Source organism: Streptosporangium sp. NPDC002607, assembly GCF_053592655.1.
This window is the reverse complement of the sequence record NZ_JBSFWD010000016.1, coordinates 35,921-53,040: the sequence shown is the minus strand read 5'-3', so window position 1 is coordinate 53,040 and position 17,120 is coordinate 35,921. Positions and strand designations below refer to the sequence as shown.

At 69.5% G+C, this 17,120-nt stretch carries 17 protein-coding genes; 7 read left to right on the top strand and 10 right to left on the bottom strand.

The annotated features are described in order from the left end of the window. Positions 1-42 precede the first annotated feature (42 nt). Positions 43-927 (top strand): DUF4429 domain-containing protein, encoded by an 885-nt coding sequence (locus ACWD3H_RS19645; protein ID WP_451955970.1) that lies wholly within the window; start codon positions 43-45, stop codon positions 925-927. On the opposite strand, the gene ACWD3H_RS19640 is transcribed toward ACWD3H_RS19645, so the two are convergent. The 4 genes from ACWD3H_RS19640 to ACWD3H_RS19625 form a co-directional block, all read right to left on the bottom strand. Then, the gene (locus ACWD3H_RS19640) at positions 924-1,604 is read right to left on the bottom strand and encodes an LmbU family transcriptional regulator (protein WP_355555785.1); all 681 of its coding nucleotides are present in this window, start codon (positions 1,602-1,604) and stop codon (positions 924-926) included. The genes ACWD3H_RS19645 and ACWD3H_RS19640 overlap by 4 nt on opposite strands. Positions 1,605-1,807: 203 nt before the next feature. Beyond that, on the bottom strand, positions 1,808-2,821 hold the full coding sequence (locus tag ACWD3H_RS19635) for a sporulation-delaying protein SdpB family protein (protein ID WP_451955969.1): 1,014 nt from the start codon (positions 2,819-2,821) through the stop codon (positions 1,808-1,810). Next, on the bottom strand, positions 2,815-3,366 hold the full coding sequence (locus ACWD3H_RS19630; protein ID WP_451955968.1) for an SdpA family antimicrobial peptide system protein: 552 nt from the start codon (positions 3,364-3,366) through the stop codon (positions 2,815-2,817). Before ACWD3H_RS19630 ends, ACWD3H_RS19635 begins: the two co-directional genes overlap by 7 nt. Further along, on the bottom strand, positions 3,363-3,752 hold the full coding sequence (locus tag ACWD3H_RS19625) for a hypothetical protein (RefSeq protein WP_451955967.1): 390 nt from the start codon (positions 3,750-3,752) through the stop codon (positions 3,363-3,365). The genes ACWD3H_RS19630 and ACWD3H_RS19625 overlap by 4 nt, the downstream gene beginning before the upstream one ends. A 278-nt stretch (positions 3,753-4,030) precedes the next feature. Between ACWD3H_RS19625 and ACWD3H_RS19620 the strand changes: the two genes are divergently transcribed. Both ACWD3H_RS19620 and ACWD3H_RS19615 read left to right on the top strand, forming a co-directional pair. Beyond that, positions 4,031-4,417: a GntR family transcriptional regulator gene (locus ACWD3H_RS19620; RefSeq protein ID WP_350927617.1), complete on the top strand. Its 387-nt coding sequence runs from the start codon at positions 4,031-4,033 to the stop codon at positions 4,415-4,417. 137 nt (positions 4,418-4,554) lie between these two features. After that, positions 4,555-5,595 carry a hypothetical protein gene (locus tag ACWD3H_RS19615; RefSeq protein ID WP_451955966.1) on the top strand — a complete coding sequence of 347 codons (1,041 nt, stop codon included), beginning with the start codon at positions 4,555-4,557 and terminating at the stop codon, positions 5,593-5,595. Positions 5,596-5,779: 184 nt separating this feature from the next. Here ACWD3H_RS19615 and ACWD3H_RS19610 read toward each other — a convergent pair whose 3' ends face one another. The 4 genes from ACWD3H_RS19610 to ACWD3H_RS19595 form a co-directional block, all read right to left on the bottom strand. After that, positions 5,780-6,274 carry a flavin reductase family protein gene (locus ACWD3H_RS19610; RefSeq protein WP_451955965.1) on the bottom strand — a complete coding sequence of 165 codons (495 nt, stop codon included), beginning with the start codon at positions 6,272-6,274 and terminating at the stop codon, positions 5,780-5,782. A 13-nt stretch (positions 6,275-6,287) separates the two neighbouring features. After that, the gene (locus ACWD3H_RS19605; protein ID WP_355555800.1) at positions 6,288-7,826 is read right to left on the bottom strand and encodes a tryptophan halogenase family protein; all 1,539 of its coding nucleotides are present in this window, start codon (positions 7,824-7,826) and stop codon (positions 6,288-6,290) included. Between the two features lie 44 nt (positions 7,827-7,870). Beyond that, entirely contained in the window at positions 7,871-8,902 is a 1,032-nt protein-coding gene (locus ACWD3H_RS19600) for a methyltransferase domain-containing protein (RefSeq protein ID WP_451955964.1), read from the bottom strand. Positions 8,903-9,003: 101 nt separating this feature from the next. Beyond that, positions 9,004-10,233, bottom strand: coding sequence for a class I SAM-dependent methyltransferase (locus ACWD3H_RS19595; protein WP_355555804.1), 1,230 nt, complete (start codon positions 10,231-10,233; stop codon positions 9,004-9,006). 393 nt (positions 10,234-10,626) lie between these two features. Between ACWD3H_RS19595 and ACWD3H_RS19590 the strand changes: the two genes are divergently transcribed. The 4 genes from ACWD3H_RS19590 to ACWD3H_RS19575 all read left to right on the top strand — a co-directional run bounded on the left by ACWD3H_RS19590 (position 10,627) and on the right by ACWD3H_RS19575 (position 15,207). Beyond that, on the top strand, positions 10,627-12,315 hold the full coding sequence (locus ACWD3H_RS19590) for a carbamoyltransferase N-terminal domain-containing protein (protein WP_451955963.1): 1,689 nt from the start codon (positions 10,627-10,629) through the stop codon (positions 12,313-12,315). An 11-nt stretch (positions 12,316-12,326) separates the two neighbouring features. After that, positions 12,327-13,292 (top strand): sulfotransferase domain-containing protein, encoded by a 966-nt coding sequence (locus ACWD3H_RS19585; protein WP_350929992.1) that lies wholly within the window; start codon positions 12,327-12,329, stop codon positions 13,290-13,292. An 80-nt stretch (positions 13,293-13,372) separates the two neighbouring features. Continuing rightward, on the top strand, positions 13,373-14,527 hold the full coding sequence (locus ACWD3H_RS19580) for a sensor histidine kinase (RefSeq protein WP_451955962.1): 1,155 nt from the start codon (positions 13,373-13,375) through the stop codon (positions 14,525-14,527). Continuing rightward, positions 14,524-15,207 carry a response regulator transcription factor gene (locus ACWD3H_RS19575; protein ID WP_350961398.1) on the top strand — a complete coding sequence of 228 codons (684 nt, stop codon included), beginning with the start codon at positions 14,524-14,526 and terminating at the stop codon, positions 15,205-15,207. Before ACWD3H_RS19580 ends, ACWD3H_RS19575 begins: the two co-directional genes overlap by 4 nt. A gap of 1 nt (position 15,208) precedes the next feature. Here the strand turns inward: ACWD3H_RS19575 and rfbB are convergent, their stop codons facing one another. Next, a complete protein-coding gene (gene rfbB / locus ACWD3H_RS19570; RefSeq protein WP_451955961.1) occupies positions 15,209-16,147 on the bottom strand; it encodes a dTDP-glucose 4,6-dehydratase in 939 nt (312 codons plus the stop codon). 46 nt (positions 16,148-16,193) lie between these two features. Further along, positions 16,194-17,117 (bottom strand): ornithine carbamoyltransferase, encoded by a 924-nt coding sequence (locus tag ACWD3H_RS19565; RefSeq protein WP_355555815.1) that lies wholly within the window; start codon positions 17,115-17,117, stop codon positions 16,194-16,196. Positions 17,118-17,120: the final 3 nt, after the last annotated feature.

The window sequence follows — 17,120 nt, the reverse complement described above, 5'->3', positions numbered from 1 at the left end:
GGGGGCGTACGGCGACGCTCCCTGATGTCCTAGGGTGACGACATGGCCGAGATCTCCGTTCCGGACGGATCATGGACGTTCGACAGTGAAATCCTCAGGATCGTGCCAGGCGGGGACAGCGACGTCCACGAACTGCGCAAGACGCTCGGCGAGCTGGAGATCCCCCTCGCGGCGATCTCCGGAGCGTCGTTCGAGCCCTCGCGCAAGGGCGGCAACCTGCAACTCCGCCTGCGGCCCGGAGCCGATCCGCTGACCGACGTGGTCACCGGGCGGCTGTCGGGATCCGCCGACCCGTACCGGCTGACCGTCCCCAAGGGGCGCACCGGAGCCGCCGAGTACTTCACCGACGAGGTGCGCACCCACCTGATGCTGGAGCAGGTGCCGAGCGGTCCCTGCGAGTCGTTCCTGCTGCCCGGCCCCGCCGTACCGGTCTCGGCCTCGGCGGGCGACGGCACGGTGAACTTCGACGGTGAGCGGATCCGCCTGGAGTGGAGCCTGTTCGCCAAATCGGTCAAGGAGGCGGCGGGTCCGCAGACGTTCCCGCTGCGGGAAGTGGAGGGTGTGGAGTGGGCCCCGCAGACCGGCGTCGGCTACGGCCGTCTCCGCTTCCGGCTCAGGGGCGCCGCCCCCGCCGTGGCACCGGAGAAGGACCTGCACTGCCTGGCCTGGAGCATGCAGCGGTACGGCGGCTCGACCGTCCTGGTCGCCGCCGCCGTGCTGGCCCGGCTGGCGCCCCGTACCGAGGAGCCGCCCGCGCTGCCGCCGAGCCGGCCGGATGATCGGCGGCAGCGCCTGGCCGAACTGGAGGATCACGACGCCCTGGTGCGCCGCCTGGCCGAACTCGGCGATCTGCACCGCTCCGGTGTGCTCACCGACGAGGAGTTCAGCTCGGCCAAGCGGTCGCTGCTGCGCCGGATGGAGCTCTAGCCAGGGACCCCGGCCCCCTCCTGGGTGACCTCCCGCGCGAACTTCTCCAGTGCCAGGACCATCCAGTTGACCAGATCGCAGTTGTGCTTGCGCGCGGCGAACTCCCAGCGTTCGAGTTGTTCCTGGCTCGGGCTCAGCTGCAGCTTCACGGCGAGCCCGGAGCCGCCCGAGGTCTCGCCGTCCCCCCCGTCGCCGCCCGTCGGCGGGCTCGGTGCCTCGCCCTCCCCGTTTCTCAGGGCGGCCGCCTGCCTGAGCTCCTTGCGCAGGCGGTTCCTGGACCAGGCGTGCTGCTCGGCGCGCTGTAGCCACAGATCCTGTTCGGGCACGCTCAGCGCCGCCACCTCCGCGTGGTGGGCGAAGCTCAGCTTGTCCCTGCGCCGGGGCAGGCCGAAGCGGCGGGCCACCCAGGCGTAGTTGCGCAACGTCTGGTAGTCCAGCGACGTCCGCTCGATGGCCGTCCGGTAGCGGTCGGCGTACTGCTTCTCCCCGTAGACCAGCCAGTCGCCCAGCCACCACGCGGAGGAGTCGGCGATGAGGGAGAGCTGGCGGCCGATGCTCTCCCAGTTGGCGAACGGGATCTGGGTCGGAAACTGCAGGCCGGTTCTTCTCGGTATCACCGTCCGGTCGAGCCCGAGACGGCGGTTGATCCCATTCTCCTGAGACAGGACTTGTGTCACGCGGCTCTCGCCGCCTTTCTTTCCCCGAACGAGAGGCTCGCTCATCGTTTTCCTTCCTTCCCCGTATCACTGCTCTTCGAATCAGCACGGCGTGAACGGCCGAATCGTGATCGCTCCGCGTGCGCGGAGCCAGGCCACGAACGTGCGCAGCTCGAATAGGTGCCGCGGCGCCGGCCGTCTTCTTCTGGCCGGCCGCCAGGTGTTCAGCGGCGTGCGTCGGTATCGGTCAAGCCAAGGCCGGCCTCGGCAACACTCGCGTCCCTGGGCTGACGGGCGACACGTGCCATCGCCTGCCAAACGGAGCCGGGAAGGACGCGCAATCGGTGTGGAAGAGCCATTGGAAGCGTCGCGTCCCCGAACGCGAACGGCCGATCCAGCGGTCTCAGGTACATGACGAGGCAGGCGAACATCGCCAGGGCGAAGCTTCCCAGCCCCATGAGCAGCCCGATGAGGGTGTGCAGGGTGAGACCGGCCACCAGCAGGTACGGTCGGACGGCGCGCCGCGACACCAGCCCCATGACCAGGGCGAACTCGATCGCCACCGGTCCCCAGGTGAGCAGCGTGACGCCGACCGGTGAGACGCGCAGAGGTTCGAGAACCCCCGCCGCCCAGCCGGGACTACCGAACAGCGGATCGCTGAGCCAGTAGTACAGGGCGGTACCGTCGGCCCATTCCTCCCGGCCCAGCTTCGCCACCGAGGCCTGCAGGTAGATGCCCGCGACCTGGACACGGATGACGAGCAGGGCCGACCACGCGACCAGTGAGACGACCGGGTCACCGACGGCCTGGGGGCGTCCCCAGTGCCAGGCGCGTCCGTCGGTCAGCGCGATCGGCAGGAGCAGGAGGGTGAGCACCGCGGCGACCTGGTCCCCGCCGTCGGGGATCGTCGCGGACGCCTGGAAGCTCACGGCCACCCACCAGTGCGGCAGCGCGGTGAACCGCGGCCGCCACCCGGAGGCGGCGACGGCGAGGACCACGATGGCCACCAGGTGCGCCCGGTCGGCGTCGACGACGCAGAACAGGCCGTAGGCGGCGACGCCGTCACAGTACGGATAGCCGGGAACGCCCTGCGCGGGCCTGAAGAGCGAGGAGGTCTCGCTGGCGAGCAGCGTGGTCAGGGTGCAGAGGGCGAGAAGGGTCCTTGCGAGCCCGTACACGTTCGTCCATGGGCTCGTCTCGGCGATCCCTCGCGCCTTCGCGCCGAGTCCACTCAGCATGCGACCTCCAATCGCACCACCGAGACCGGCATGTGGGTGTGTGCCGCGGCGTCCGCCCAGGCCCACGGCAGTGGCTTCTGCCGTGTCACCTCAAGCGTTCCGCAGAGGATCGGATCGGGAGAGGGGTTGCGCACCGGCACCGCCGCACCGGGCAGTCCGAGGCATCCGGTCACCTCGCTCCGGCAGTCGCGCCACCGGTCGGCGGGTACCGCCGCGAGCAGGATGCCGCGTTCGACCCCCTCGGCGCGGGAGCGTCGGTCAAACCCCCACAGGTTGTGCGGCTCGGCGTGCGGCCCGAGCGTGGCGGGCTGCCACGCTCCGGTGACGGACGCGCGCCACACGGTCTCCCTCGGTTCGCGGGCGGACTTGGTGAAGAACGCCCACCCCTGGGGAGCGACCAGCCGTGCCGCCTCGCTCACCGTTCGCTGCGCGGGCAGTCGGAGGGCGGCACTGGGCAGTTGGCCGATGACGACATAGAGGATCAGGGCGGTCCAGCCGAGGCCGAGTGCGACCGTGGAGACGCCCAGCCTGACGTCGGCGTTCACCGGGCAAGGGTCTTCGCCACGTCGTCGACCCAGCGTTCCTGGGCCAGAACGGTGCCGCCCTCGGAGACGACGCTCCAGATCCGGTTGGTGTTCCAGATGGTGTTGGTCTGCTTGAGCAGCGTGGAATCGACCACGATGAAGGAGTAGGCGACGTTGGGAGCGGACGCGGGATCGCTGTCGCCGACCGGCACCTTCGCGGCCAGCGCGCCGGCGGAGGACGCGGCCTGCTCGATGCGGATCCGGTCGCCGCTGGTGATCGCGGTCTCGAAGGCGGTGAAGAAACCCGGATCGGCGCGCTTTATCTGGGCGACCAGCTGCTGGGCCCTGGCTGCGGGCCAGGCCCCGGTCGAGGATGGGGCACGCAGGTCCGGATATATTTCCGCCACCTGACCCTGCCCCAGGAAAAGTCCCTGGAACAGGGCTTCCCCGTCATAACGTCTGACCTCTGTGGCCCCCAGCGCACTGGAGGCGCCCAGGAGACCTATAGCGCACAATAAGCCTATAGATAACTGTCTATGCTGCATTGGCACCCCGTAACAACCTGCATCAGGCAAGACGGAAGTTATCCTATAATTTCTATAACAAGCAGTAAAGGGGCCGATAGCCTGACCAGACGCCATACCACCTTTTTGCCTACGGCGGAGGCGCCCAACCTTGAGACCTTATGCAGCTGAACATCGACCCTAACTCCGCAGTCCCTCTTTTTGACCAGATCGCCCAAGGCCTGCGGCGCGAGCTGATCACAGGAACGTTGCAGCCCGGTGACCATCTGCCTCCCGCCAAGACTCTGGCGGCGAGCCTGCAGGTGAACCTGCACACGGTGCTGCGTGCTTACGCGCTACTCCGCGACGAGGGCATGGTCGAGGTACGCCGCGGCAGGGGAACCGTGGTCATCGCCTCCGGGACGCGAAGTGGAGACCGGCGCCTGGACAGAGCGCTTGTGAGCCTCGTCGTCGAAGCGCGACGAGCCGGCGTCACGGAGAGTGCTCTGATGAATCTTGTGTTACACGCTTTCCGAAGCAACACAAGTTATGACACTATCTCGGACTGATCAAGATAGTGTCATTTGTCTGCTTTTTGGACAAATGTTATAATAATGGGGGAAGCGTGCGATTCCAGGAGGAAGATAGGCGAGCAGCAATACGTTTCTTACTCATTGTGGTGCTCGCTCCTCTTAGCGTGTTCGTCTTGACGCTGGCGGTCCCCTTCCTCCTCAGCGAGCGTCTGCCCGACCCGGTGGCCGCCCACTTTACCGATGGACACCCCGACGAGTCAGCCCCGCTGCAACCGCTGATCCGGGACATCCTGATAGTCGGCGCGAGCGCGTGGTCGATCCTGGCCCTGCTCGCCTACCTGCGGCCCGCGGGCTCGCTCGGGCGCAGGGCCGCCGCGGGCAGCGCCGTGGCCCTGCCCACCGCGCTGTGTCTCGCCGTGCTGCTGGGCACGGTGGGCGCCAACCTGGACGCCCCGACCTGGCGAGAGGCCACCACGTCGCCGGTCTCGGAGGCCATCACGATCGCCGGTGGAGCGCTGGTCTTCGTGTTCGGCGCGATCGCCGTGCATCCGCTACGGCGGGGCCCGCGTGAGGCCGCCGACCTGCCGGCCGAGCCGGTCGTCGGCCGGGCCCGCTCCCGGCAGGGGCGTATGGTGTGGATCGGTCAGTCCCGCAATCCCGACCTGGTATGGAAGACGTTCACGGCCACCTGCATCATGGTCGTGCTCACGATCGCCGGTACGTACTGGATGGCCGTACCGGCCCTCCTGTCGCTGACCACGCTGCATCTGTGGGGCGGGATCGTCGCCTCCTTCGACGGAAAGGCGCTCTCGGTCCGGGGCCACATCCCGTTCGGCCTCATCCGGCGCATCCCGCTCAGCCGGATCGAGACCGCGGAGAGGATCGAGATCGATCCGCAGGAGTGGGGCTGGGGTTGGCGGCTGCGCAGCATCAGACGGCACGCCATCGTGATACGTAAGGGCGAGGGGCTCCTGGTGGCGCTACGCGGGGGCGGCGAGTTCATCGTGACCGTCGACGACGCCGCCGGCGGCGCCGAGGAGATCAGGCGCGCCCTGCGTGGACGACCCCCCACCTGCCCGGCCACCGCCCGGGGGATCACGACCCGCCACCTCTCCGGCGGGACCGGCGAGCTCCAGGAGAGGCGGAGGCCCCAGCGGCTGTGGCCCGCGACCGGGCTCAGAGCGACGGCTCACGACTTGCCATGCGACGCATGAACCATCCGGTGAGCGCGGAGCCGACGAGGATCACCAGCCCCGCGCCGATGCCGAGCCAGGTACGCCGGCCGAGACCGGGCTCGGTCCCCGGAGCACTCGTCATGCTGGACGTGGTGCCCTCGGCCACGGCGCCGGCCGGGCGAAGCCCACTTCCTCCCTTCGAGGTCGTTGCCCATCGGTCGGGTCAGGAGGCCGGCACCGGCCGCGACCTCCCGGCCGAGAACGCCCCCATGCCGTACAGCAGCGGGTTTCCAGGACCGGCCTGCACGTTCACGACCCGGCCGAAGAGCACCGCGTGGTCGCCCACGATCAACGTCTCGGCCACCTGGCACTCGGCCACCGCGAAGGCGTCCTCGACCAGCCAGGGCAGCCCGGTGAGCGCCGTCCGTTGCCAGGCGACCTGATCGAAGCGGTCGGATTTCGGCGAGGCGAAGAGTTCCGCCGTGCTCTGGGCGCCGTCGTCGAGCAGGTTCACCGTGAACTCTCCCCGGCTGCTGACCGCGGCCAGCGTCCCGCTCCGGACGTCCAGGCAGACCAGTAGCGTCGGCGGGTCGAGCGTCACGCTGGTGAGCGAGTTGCAGGTCAGCCCGTGCGGCCGCTCGTCGCCGTCGATGGACGTGATGATCGTGACACCGGTGAAGTAGGAGCTCATGAAGCCGCGGAAGGCATCCGGCGTCACGAGGTGATGCCGGTCAGCCATTGATACCGGCCAGGTACTCGTAACAGCTGGGCAGCGCGGCGACCATCTCCTCGGCCTCCGACCTGATCCGGGCGAACTCGGCCAGGGCGTTGCCGGGGTCGAGGTGTTTCAAGGCCGGCGGCGGCGTACGGGGAAGGTTGCCGAGACCGAGGTTCATCGCGTTCCACGAGTAGCTCTCGAATCCGTGGAAGTAGGGGTAGATGGTCTCCTCGTCCAGCAGGCGCGACTGGGCGAGGTCGAGTTTCTCCCGCAGCCCGGCGGGCATCGCGCGGGTCTTCGCCTCCTTCCAGTACGGCGTGTCGTCGCGCTGCGCGGACTTGTAGTGCAGGACGAGGAACTCCTTCACCCCGTCCACGGCGTGCGCGACCCGGGTGTTGTAGGCCGCGATCTGGTCGCTGTCCCACCGCTCGTCGGGGAAGTGCTTGACGAGCTGCTCGATGCCGTGCTGGATGAAGAAGATGCCGGTGGACTCCAGCGGCTCGACGAACGCGCTGGAGAGACCGATCGCCACGCAGTTCTTGACCCACGACTCCCGGTTGCGGCCGATGCGCATCCGGATGTGGTTGGCCTGGAGGTCCTCCTGGCCGGGCGCGGCGGCCTGGCGCAGCTCCCGCTCGGCCTCCTCCGGGCTGATGAACTGGTCGGAGTAGACGTAGCCGGTGCCGTTGCGGCGGAACAGCGGGATGGTCCACATCCAGCCCGCGCTCATCGCGGTCGCCGTGGTGTACGGGCTCATGTCCGTGGCCTCTTCACGCGGCACCCGGAGCGCGACCGCGCGGTTGTTGGGCAGCACGTCCTCGAACGACTGGAACTCGGTGCCGAGCGTCTGGTTGATCAGCATGCCGCGGAAACCGGTGCAGTCGATGAAGAGGTCACCGGCGATCTCACCGTGGGCCGCGGTGTGCACGTGGCTGATCCAGCCGCGCTCGTCCTGCGCGACGTGCTGCACGTTGTCCAGGATGTGCCGGACACCGCGCTTGACGGAGAAGTCGGCCAGGTATCTGGCGACCTCGTCGGCGTCGAAGTGATAGGCGTACGGGAACTGGGCCCGCTGCTCGGCCAGGGTGGACCGGCCCAGCGGGCCGTCCAGCTCGGAGGCGAAGAGCGACCCGTCCCGCATCCGCGGCGAGCGCTTGGCCTCGCAGAGCGCCGAGGTGATGAAGCAGGAGCGGTCGAACGGCTTGCTGCGGTCGCCCAGTTCGAGCCACCAGTCGGCGATGGAGAATCCGTCCACCACGCGCAGCCGCTCGAACGGGTGGTAGAAGTACTCGCCCGCTCCGCTCCAGTTCTCGAAGCGGATGCCGAGCTTGTAGCCCCCGGCGCATTTCGGCAGCCAGTCGGCCTCGTCAAGACCGAGGTAGTCGAAGAAGTGCCGCACGGTGCTGAAGGTGGCCTCGCCGACGCCGATCCGCTTCACCTGGGGCGATTCCACCAGGGTCACGTCGATCCGGTCGCCGAACGCCGCCATCAGGTAGCTGGCCGTCATCCATCCGGCCGTACCACCGCCCACGATAACCACGGATCGGATCATTAAAGCTCCTCAACATTCGTTGGAAAGGCCGGATCTCGGCCCGGTCAGGCCAGCTCGTAGACGACGGAGTCGGCGGGGACCCGCACGACGCGGGCGTTCAGGAACTTCCAGCCGCTCTCCTCGAACACGCCCTCCCACTCGGCGAGCGTGGGCAGGTAGACGCCCATCAGGTCGTGGGCCGTCTCGAACGCCAGCGTGAACACGGGCTTGTCCCGGTCGGGGATGCCGGTGGTCCGCGCCGTGTCGCCGAGCAGGAACCTCCGGACGTTGGGGAACGCCTCGCGCAGCCGGCGCAGCGAGGCCACGCACCGCTCTCGCGGCCAGAAGTCGTGGCCCATCATGAAGCAGGTGAGCACCTCCACCTTCTCCAGGCGGGGGTCCGGGGCCAGGTCGCGCACGTCCGCCTCGATGAAGTCGAAGCGCCCGCCGAAGCCCTCGGCGGCCACGTTCTCCGCGGCGTCGCGGAGGGCGTCGGGCGCGATGTCGATCCCGATGCCCTGGACGTTGGGATAGCGGCTCGCGATCTGCGCCAGGCGCCCGCCGCTGCCGCACCCGAGGTCCGCGACGGTGCCGAAGTCGAAGTCGAGCGCCTCCATCGCCTCCCAGAAGACCGGGTCGAACGAATGCCGGTTGATGTCCTTGCAGGCGTAGCTGATGGCCACGGCGTTGCGCCGGTAGAAACCACCGACCCTGTTCTCGTTGCGGACGATGCCCGGCATGTTCGCGAACAGCTCGGCGCAGCCGATGGTCAGCCAGTGGAAGAACGCCTTGTCCCGGTAGACCTCGGCGAACGCCGACCCGGCACGCACCGTGTCCGCACCGTCGCCCGCACTGTCGCGGACCACCACGCCGGCCGAGCCGAGCGCGGCGAACATGCTCCGCATGGACGGCAGATGCAGGTTGTGCTTCTCACAGAACGCGGGGACGTCGATCACGCCGCGGTCGTTCAGGACGTCGAACGCGCCCACCTCCCACGCGGCGGCGATCGCGAACCCGGCCACGGTGGAGTTGAAGATGTCGGCGGACAGCCCCGTGCCGTCGGAGGACGGGCCGAATCCGGTCGCGTGTGCGGTCATCAAGCTCTCCTTCAAGCGGGCATCGGCGAAGGCGACACGACCGTCGCGTTCAGCGAGCCGGTACAGGCGGGAAAGGTCCCGGCTCGCGGGCCGGGGAGGGGTCACACGATCCGCACGTCCGGGACGTACAGGATCCACTTGCCGCCCGCGTCCCGGAACTCCTGCTCCTTCGCCATGATCTCCTCGGCGTGGTTCCAGGCGAACAGCAGGGCGTAGTCGGGGTAGGGCCGTGAGAAGTCCGCGGGCGTCCGCACCGGGATGTGCGTACCCGGGGTGAGCCGCCCCTGCTTGGTGGGGGTGCTGTCGCAGACGAAGGAGACCAGGTCGGGCCCGATGCCGCAGAGGTTCGTCACGGTCGCGCTCTTCGCCGTGGCGCCGTACCCGACCACCGACCTTCCCTCGTCGCGAAGGCGGCGCAGCAGTGACGTGAGGTCCTCGCGGATCTTCAGCACGTTCTCACCGAACCGGCGCAGCGTGGCCATCTCGCCGAGCCCGCGCGCGTCCTCCTCCGCCAGCAACTCGGCCACCGCGGCGGACGGCTGCCGCGACCCGGCGGGAGCCAGCGTGTAGCGGACCTCCCCGCCGTGCACCGGGAGCCGCTCCACGTCCACCAGCTCCAGCCCGTGTGCGGCGGCCATCGCACCGACCGACCGCACGGTGAAGAAGAAGAAGTGCTCGTCGTAGATCTGGTCGAACGAGGTCCGTTCGACGATGTCGGAGAGGTAGGGGTCCTCGAAGACGAACACCCCGGTCGGCGCCAGCAGCGCGGCGACGCCGGACAGGACCGACCCGATGTAGGGGATGTGGCAGAGCGTGTTGGCCGCGTAGATGACGTCGGCGTGCCCCTCCGCGGCGAGGATCTCCTGCGCGGTCGACTCCTCGAAGAACGACTTGCGGACCCTGATCCCCTTCTCGGCGGCGAGGTCGGCCACGCCTCCGGAAGGCTCCACGCCGAGGTGCCGGACGCCGGCCTCCGCGAGCGCCCTGAGCATCACGCCGTCGTTGCACCCCACCTCGACGATGAACGGGTCCTCGCCGGTGAGCTCGGTCGCGAGCAGGCGCTTGGCCAGCCCCTCGAAGTGGTCGCGCATGTACGCCGACCCGGAGGAGTAGTACGGGTACTCCTCGTGGAACATGCGGTCCCGCGGCACCTCCTCCATGAGCTGCACCATCGTGCACGCCTCGCAGAGGCCGGTGGCGAGGCGGAAGAAGAACTCCTGGCCGAGGTCGGAGCCGGGGGCGAGGAAGGCGTCGGACAACGGCTGGCGCCCGAAGTCGAAAAACTCATGAACAGTGCCACCGCACACGCGGCATTGGGATGTGTTCGGCATATGAGCTCCTGACTGACCAAACCGACGGCGGGTTGAGTGGGCCGAGTGTCAATGGACGGACTCATCCGCGGTGTCCTCGACCAAGGAACGGGAATCGCTCCGTACAAGTTTCCGCAAGCAATGCTCTTTCGGCAAACACTTCGTTCCCGCAGCCCCCTGTGGCGATGGTGTTTCGCCTTTCTTGAGCAGGCAGGGAACTGATTTAATTTCCGGAGGCCGGGTCGGTTCGCTGTCCCGCCAGCGGGACGAAGAGGCGGTTCGCATCGGGGTTTATCTGGTACGACGGGATCGCCCTGCGGTGCCACCCGCCGACGGCCGCCTAGCATTTTGCGTTGTTAATTCGCTATCAATGGCAGGCACGGCGCAACCGCGCGACGAATGCGGAGGAGACCGATGATTACTGCCGGGCTCAAGCTGACCAAGAGCGGCGGCCTCGCCCTGATCCGGGATGGCAGGCTCGAGTTCAATATCGAGATCCAGCAACTGGACAACAACCCGCGTTATAGCGGCGTCCAGGACCTGGAAACCCTGCCGAAATTGCTGGCCGACCGGGGATACGACGTGGACGACGTCGACGAATGGGTGGTCGACGGCTGGGCGGGCACGAAAAGCGGTCGGGTGCTGGATGTCGAGGTGGCGCCGTACCTGGAGACGGGGTCGGCGCCCGACCCCGCCCTGCCCGGCCACCGGGGCACCGTCCTGCTGGGCGGGAAGTCCAGACCATATACCAGCTATCCGCATGTGACGAGCCATATCGCGGCGGCCTACTGCACGAGCCCGTTCGCCCTGCGCGGCGAGCCCGCCATGGTCCTGGTGTGGGACGGCGACGCCTTCCCACGGCTCTACCACGTCGACGGGGGCGGGCGGATCGAGGCCGACGGCGCGCTGTTCCCGCTCATCGGCGACGTGTACGCCATGGCCACCCAGCATTTCGGACCGTTTCCCCGGGAGAGCGGGGAGGGCGGGCCCGGCCCCCGCGCGGCGGGGGACCTCATGGCGTACATCGCGATGGGCACCGTCAAGGACGAGATCCAGGCGGTGCTCCGCACGCTGTTCCACGAGCACTTCGAGGCGGACACGCCTCGGGCGCGGGAGTACCGGCAGGCGGTCGTCGGCTGCGGCGGCGCCGCCGAGCCGTCCCACCGGTACGTGCACGCCTACCTGGGCGAGCTCCGCGAGCGGATGGACCGGCTGGGGGTCGGCGACGCCGACGTCCTGGCCGGCCTGCACGACTTCGTGGAGAAGCTCCTCATCGAGCGGCTGGTGCCGCGGATGCGGGCGTGGCGGGGAGACGGGCCGGTCAACCTGTGCTTCGCGGGCGGCTGCGCGCTCAACACCAAGTGGAACTCCGCGCTCCGTGCGGAGCCGGCGATCCGCGAGATGTGGGTGCCGCCCTTCCCCGACGACTCGGGATCGGCGATCGGCGCCGCGGCGGCCCATCTGGGCCGCGCGGACGGCCTGCGCCCGCTCGAGTGGAACCTGCGGGCCGGCCCCGCGCCGGTCCGCCACCCGCACCTGCCCCCGGGCTGGTCGGTGTCGCCGTGCCGGCCGGAGGAGCTGGCCCGCCTGCTGCACCTCACCGGCAAGCCGGCCATCGTGCTCAGCGGGCGGGCCAAGCTCGGCCCGCAGGCGCTGGGGTCGCGCAGCATCCTGGCCCCCGCCGTCGATCCGGGCATGCGCCGGCTGCTGAACGAGGTGAAGCAGCGCGACGGGCACCGGCCGGTCACCCCGATATGCCTGGCCGACCACGCGCGGGACGTGTTCGATCCGGGGACGCCGGACCCGTACACGCTGTTCGAGCACCGCCTCCGTCCGGAGTGGGTGGATCGGATCCCCGCCGTCCAGCACCTGGACGGCACGACCCGGTTGCAGACGGTCAGCGTGGACGACGATCCGACGCTGACCACCATCCTGCGCGAGTACCACAAGTGGAGCGGGATTCCGGTGCTGTGCGGCACGAGTGCCGGTCTGAGCGGGAGCGGGTTCTTCCCCGACGTCGTCTCCGCGATGCGCTGGGGCCGGATCGACATCATCTGGAGCGACGGCGTCCTGTACCGCCGCGTCCGCAACGGCAGCGAGTGAAGGAGCCGGACATGACCCGAGAACCGCGCGCGATGGTGATCTCGCTGCAGAAGAGCGGGACCCACCTGATGCAGGAACTCATGCTGGAGCTGGGCTTCAAGATGGTCGGCGTGCCCCGGCCCGCGCCGCACACCGTGCCCGTGTTCGACGAGGAGCAGAGCAAGGCCATCGCGGCGCAGGTCCTCTCCAAGCTCGACTACGACGAGTTCCTCGAACTTCAGGGCACCGAGGCGTTCGCCGAGCGCGCCCAGGAGCTCTGGGGGACGATGGTCTGGCACTGGCAGCGCCAGCTCGGCCAGCGGGTGGTCAACCGGTACGGGCGCACCAGGTACGAGTTCGCCGAAGGGCTCGCCACCAACCCGCACCTGTCCTACAGCCGGTTCGCCGACACCCCGCCCGGCCTGTGCTGGATCTTCCACGAGCTGGACATCGAGCGGGTGGACGGCACCTTCCTGAGCGAGTGGGTGGAGACCGCGAACCCGCCGCTCATCTTCAACTACCGTGACCCGCGCGACGCCGTCGTCTCCATGATCAACTTTCTGGAGGGACGGACCAGGGAGGGGTACGGCAACTTCTTCGAGGCCGACATCTTCAGCGCGATCCTGGCCAGCAAGCCCACCTGGGAAGAGAAGATCGACTACGCGTTGCGGGACCGGTCGTTCCTCGGCCGGGACCAGTTCGAGAAGGCGCTCTGGCTGCTCAATCACCCGAAGGTCTGCAAGGTGCGGTACGAGGACCTGGTCGGGCCGCAGGGAGGCGGCTCCCGCGAGCGGCAGCTCGACGCGGTGAACCGGGTGCTGCGCCATCTCGGCTCCGACCGGGACGCGGAGGAGGTCGCGGGCCGGGTCTACAACCCCGACTCGTGGAGCTTCTACAAGGGCCGCAGCGGCGGCTGGCAGGAGCGGTTCACCGCGCGCAACCTGGCCAGGTTCAACGAGCAGTTCGGTGACCTGCTGGAGCAGTACGGCTACGAATGAGGCGAGATCCCCCGGCCGGAGGCGATGCCGGGAGCCGCACCGCCGCCAGGCCCCCGTGCCGCGTCCTAGACTTACCCGGGATGGATGAATTCGCCGTGCCGCCCGCGTCCCGGCGCAGCGTACGCGACTGGCTCGTGGACATCGGCCTGTTCCTCTTCGCGGCGGCCTTCGGCATCATGACGGCCGCCGAGCGTATTCAGATGCCCACCCAGGACGTGTCGCCCTGGATGTTCCAGCTCGACCAGTTGATCGGCGTGCTCGGCTGTGCCGCGCTGTGGCTGCGGCGGCGCCGCCCGGTCGAGCTGGCCCTGGCCCTCGTCGTCCTGTCGGCCTTCTCCGAGCTGGTCGGGGGCCCGATGCTGGTGGCGCTGTTCACGGTGGCGGTGCACCGGGCGGCGCGGACCACGTTCGCCGTCTTCACGTTGAGCCTGATCGCCGCGCTGGTCTACGCCGTGCTCAGGCAGGAGGTCGGCGCGCCGCGCGAGCTGCTGTTCCTGCTGGGGGTCGCGACCCAGGGCTCCGCCATCGGCTGGGGCCTTTTCGTGCACCACCGGCGCAGGCTCGTGCTGTCGCTGCGGGAGAGCGCCGCCAGGGCCGAGGCCGAGGCCCAGCAGCGCGCCCGCGAGGCGATCGCCAGGGAGATCCACGACGTCCTCGGGCACCGGCTGTCCCTGCTGAGCGTGCACGCGGGCGCGCTGGAGTTCCGGCCGGACGCCCCCGCGGAGGACATCGCCCGCGCGGCCAAGGTGATCAGGCAGAGCGCCCATCAGGCGCTGCAGGACCTGCGGGAGGCCATCGGCGTGCTGCGGGCCCCGGTCGGCGAGCTGTCGCAGCCGTCCCTGACCGACATCGAGGAGCTCGCCGCCGAGTCCCGGCGGGCCGGGATGCGGGTGAACCTCACCCAGGAGGTTCCCGGGACCGTTCCCGGCCGGAGCGGCGGCACCGCCTACCGGATCGTGCAGGAGGCCCTCACCAACGCCCGCAAGCACGCCCCCGGGGCACAGGTGTGGGTGCACACGACGGGGACACCCGGCCAGTGGCTCTCGATCGAGGTGCGCAACTCCGCGCCCGCCACCCCTCCCTCGGCCACCCCCGCCCCCGCTCCCGGCGAGGGCTCGGGGCAGGGGCTGGTCGGCCTGGCCGAACGGGTCGCCCTGATCGGCGGGCGGCTGGAGCACGGGCCCACCGCCGAAGGTGGCTGGTGCCTGTCGGCCTGGCTACCCTGGCCGGTATGACCTCCCAGCAGCCACGGCAGGTCGGCGTGCTCATCGTCGACGACGACCCCCTGGTACGCGCCGGGCTGGTGATGATGCTGGGCGGCGCGCCCGATCTCAGCATCGTCGCGGAGGCGGGCGACGGGAGCGAGGCGCTCTCGATGGCCGCCCGGCATCGCCCCGACGTCGTCCTGATGGACATCCGGATGCCCGTCATGGACGGGCTGACCGCGACCAGGGAGCTCCGCGCCCGCCCCGGCGCCCCGGAGGTCATCGTGATGACCACCTTCGACGCCGACGACCACGTCCTGCGCGCGCTGCGCGCGGGAGCGGCCGGCTACCTGCTCAAGGACACCCCGCCCGCGGAGATCGTGGCCGCGGTGCGCCAGGTCACCCTGGGCAACCCGGTGCTCTCCCCCGCCGTGACACGGCGCCTCATCGCCCGGGTCGCCGACGACGGCGAGAACGAGCGCCGCACCCGGGCGCGGGAGCGACTGGCCCAGCTGGCCGGCCGGGAACGCGAGGTGGCCATCGCGGTCGGGCAGGGCAGGTCCAACGCCGAGATCGGCGCCATGCTCCACCTCAGCCTGGCCACGGTGAAGACGCACGTGTCCAGCGTCCTCACCAAGTTCGACCTCAACAACCGGGTCCAGATCGCGCTGCTCGTCCACGACGCGGGCCTGCTCGACGACCCGCGGTGACTCAGCCGGCGGCGCGCTTGGACTTCCACCAGGAGGGGTTGTCGGCGTACCAGCGGACGGTCTCCGCCAGGCCGTCCTCGAACGCGGTCAGCGGCCGGTAGCCGAGAGCGCGCAGCCTGGTGTCGTCGAGCGAGTAGCGGCGGTCGTGACCCTTGCGGTCGGTCACCCGCTCGACCATGGTCCAGTCGGCCTCCAGCGCGTCCAGCAGCCGCTGGGTGAGTTCCAGGTTGGTCAGCTCGGCGGTGCCCGCGATGTGGTAGACCTCGCCGGGCTCGCCCTGTTCGGCGACCAGGCGGATGCCCCGGCAGTGGTCGTCGACGTGGATCCAGTCGCGGATGTTGCCGCCGTCGCCGTACAGCGGAACCTTCCTGCCCTCCAGCAGGTTGGTGACGAAGAGCGGGATGACCTTCTCCGGGAACTGGTACGGCCCGTAGTTGTTGCCACACCGGGTGATCGACACCGGCAGCCCGTGCGTGATCGCGTAGGCGCGGGCGATCATGTCGCCGCCCGCCTTGGCCGCCGCGTACGGCGAGCGCGGGCTCAGCGGGGCGTCCTCGTCCCAGGAGCCCGTCTCGATCGACCCGTACACCTCGTCCGTCGAGACCTGGACGACCCTCGGCGTACCCGCGTCCAGGCAGGCCTGCATCAGCGTCTGGGTGCCGAGCACGTTGGTGCGGACGAACTCGCCGGCCCCCTCGATCGACCGGTCGACGTGTGACTCGGCCGCGAAGTTGATCACGACGTCATGTCCGGGGACCACCCGGCTGAGCAGTTCGGCGTCGCAGATGTCGCCCTGAACGAGATCGTGCGGCACCCCCTCCAGATTGGCCGGGTCCGCGGCGTACGTGAGCCGGTCGAGCACGGTGATCCGGGCGTCCCGGGTGGTTCTGACGAAATGGGACCCGATGAACCCGGCACCGCCGGTGACGAGGATTCTCATGAGCGAGACACACCTTTCTGTCTGGGTAGGGCGCAGACGACACGCGCTACCGGGCCAGACACCATTCCAGCACCGCCATGGCGCTGTGGAGCTTGTTACGCGCCTGCTCGAAGGCGATACTCGCCGGGCCGTCCAGCACCTCGGCGGTCACCTCCTCGCCGCGATGCGCCGGCAGGTCGTGCATGAAGCAGGCGTCCGGGTAACGGGACATGAGTGACGCGTCCACCTGAAACGGTGCGAAGACCTGCCGCCATCGCGGGTCGGGCTTGCTGGTCCCGGTGGTCTGCCAGCGGGTGGTGTAGACGACGTCGACCTGGGCGGGCAGCGACAGCATGTCGTGGCTCTCGCGGACACTGCCGCCGGATCGCGCGGCCAGCGCGGCCGCCGCCGCGAGCACGTCCGGCGTGAGGCCGTACCCGCGGGGAGTGCGGAACTCCAGCTCGACACGGGGGAACCGGGAGAGCGCGAAGGCGAGCGCGACCGCGGTGTTGTTGCCCTCACCGACGTAGAGCACGCGCAGACCCTTGAGACGGCCGAACCTGGCCGACATCGTGGTGAGGTCGGCCAGGGCCTGCGTGGGGTGCTCCTCGGCGCTCATCGCGTTGACGACGGCGGGGCAGTGCTCGGCGAACGTCCGCATCTCCCGCTGCGGCCCGGCGGTACGGATGACCAGGCCGTCCAGCATGCCACCGAGCACCCTCGCGGTGTCCTCCAACGTCTCACCGGTGTTGAGCTGCAGGTCGCCGGGCCCGTAGGTGATCACCTGCGCGCCGAGTCGCAGCGCGCCGGTGGTGAAGGAGGTCCGGGTACGGGTGGAGGTCTTGCTGAAGTAGACGCCGACGATCCGGCCGCGCAGCGGGGCGTCGTGCGCCTCCGGGTCCGCGGCGAGGTCGACACCGCGCCGGACGATCGACTCGATGTCGGCGTCCTTGAGGTCGCGCAGCGAGATCACATCACGGGAACCGACCATGAC

Bases quoted from the DNA above. Each gene is read 5' to 3' on its own strand.
- ACWD3H_RS19645 (WP_451955970.1), top strand. From the start codon at position 43: ATGGCCGAGATCTCCGTTCCGGACGGATCATGGACGTTCGACAGTGAA.
- ACWD3H_RS19635 (WP_451955969.1), bottom strand. From the start codon at position 2,821: ATGCTGAGTGGACTCGGCGCGAAGGCGCGAGGGATCGCCGAGACGAGC.
- ACWD3H_RS19620 (WP_350927617.1), top strand. From the start codon at position 4,031: ATGCAGCTGAACATCGACCCTAACTCCGCAGTCCCTCTTTTTGACCAG.
- ACWD3H_RS19605 (WP_355555800.1), bottom strand. From the start codon at position 7,826: ATGATCCGATCCGTGGTTATCGTGGGCGGTGGTACGGCCGGATGGATG.
- ACWD3H_RS19600 (WP_451955964.1), bottom strand. From the start codon at position 8,902: ATGACCGCACACGCGACCGGATTCGGCCCGTCCTCCGACGGCACGGGG.
- ACWD3H_RS19595 (WP_355555804.1), bottom strand. From the start codon at position 10,233: ATGCCGAACACATCCCAATGCCGCGTGTGCGGTGGCACTGTTCATGAG.
- ACWD3H_RS19590 (WP_451955963.1), top strand. From the start codon at position 10,627: ATGATTACTGCCGGGCTCAAGCTGACCAAGAGCGGCGGCCTCGCCCTG.
- ACWD3H_RS19585 (WP_350929992.1), top strand. From the start codon at position 12,327: ATGACCCGAGAACCGCGCGCGATGGTGATCTCGCTGCAGAAGAGCGGG.
- ACWD3H_RS19580 (WP_451955962.1), top strand. From the start codon at position 13,373: ATGGATGAATTCGCCGTGCCGCCCGCGTCCCGGCGCAGCGTACGCGAC.
- ACWD3H_RS19575 (WP_350961398.1), top strand. From the start codon at position 14,524: ATGACCTCCCAGCAGCCACGGCAGGTCGGCGTGCTCATCGTCGACGAC.
- rfbB (WP_451955961.1), bottom strand. From the start codon at position 16,147: ATGAGAATCCTCGTCACCGGCGGTGCCGGGTTCATCGGGTCCCATTTC.
- ACWD3H_RS19565 (WP_355555815.1), bottom strand. From the start codon at position 17,117: ATGGTCGGTTCCCGTGATGTGATCTCGCTGCGCGACCTCAAGGACGCC.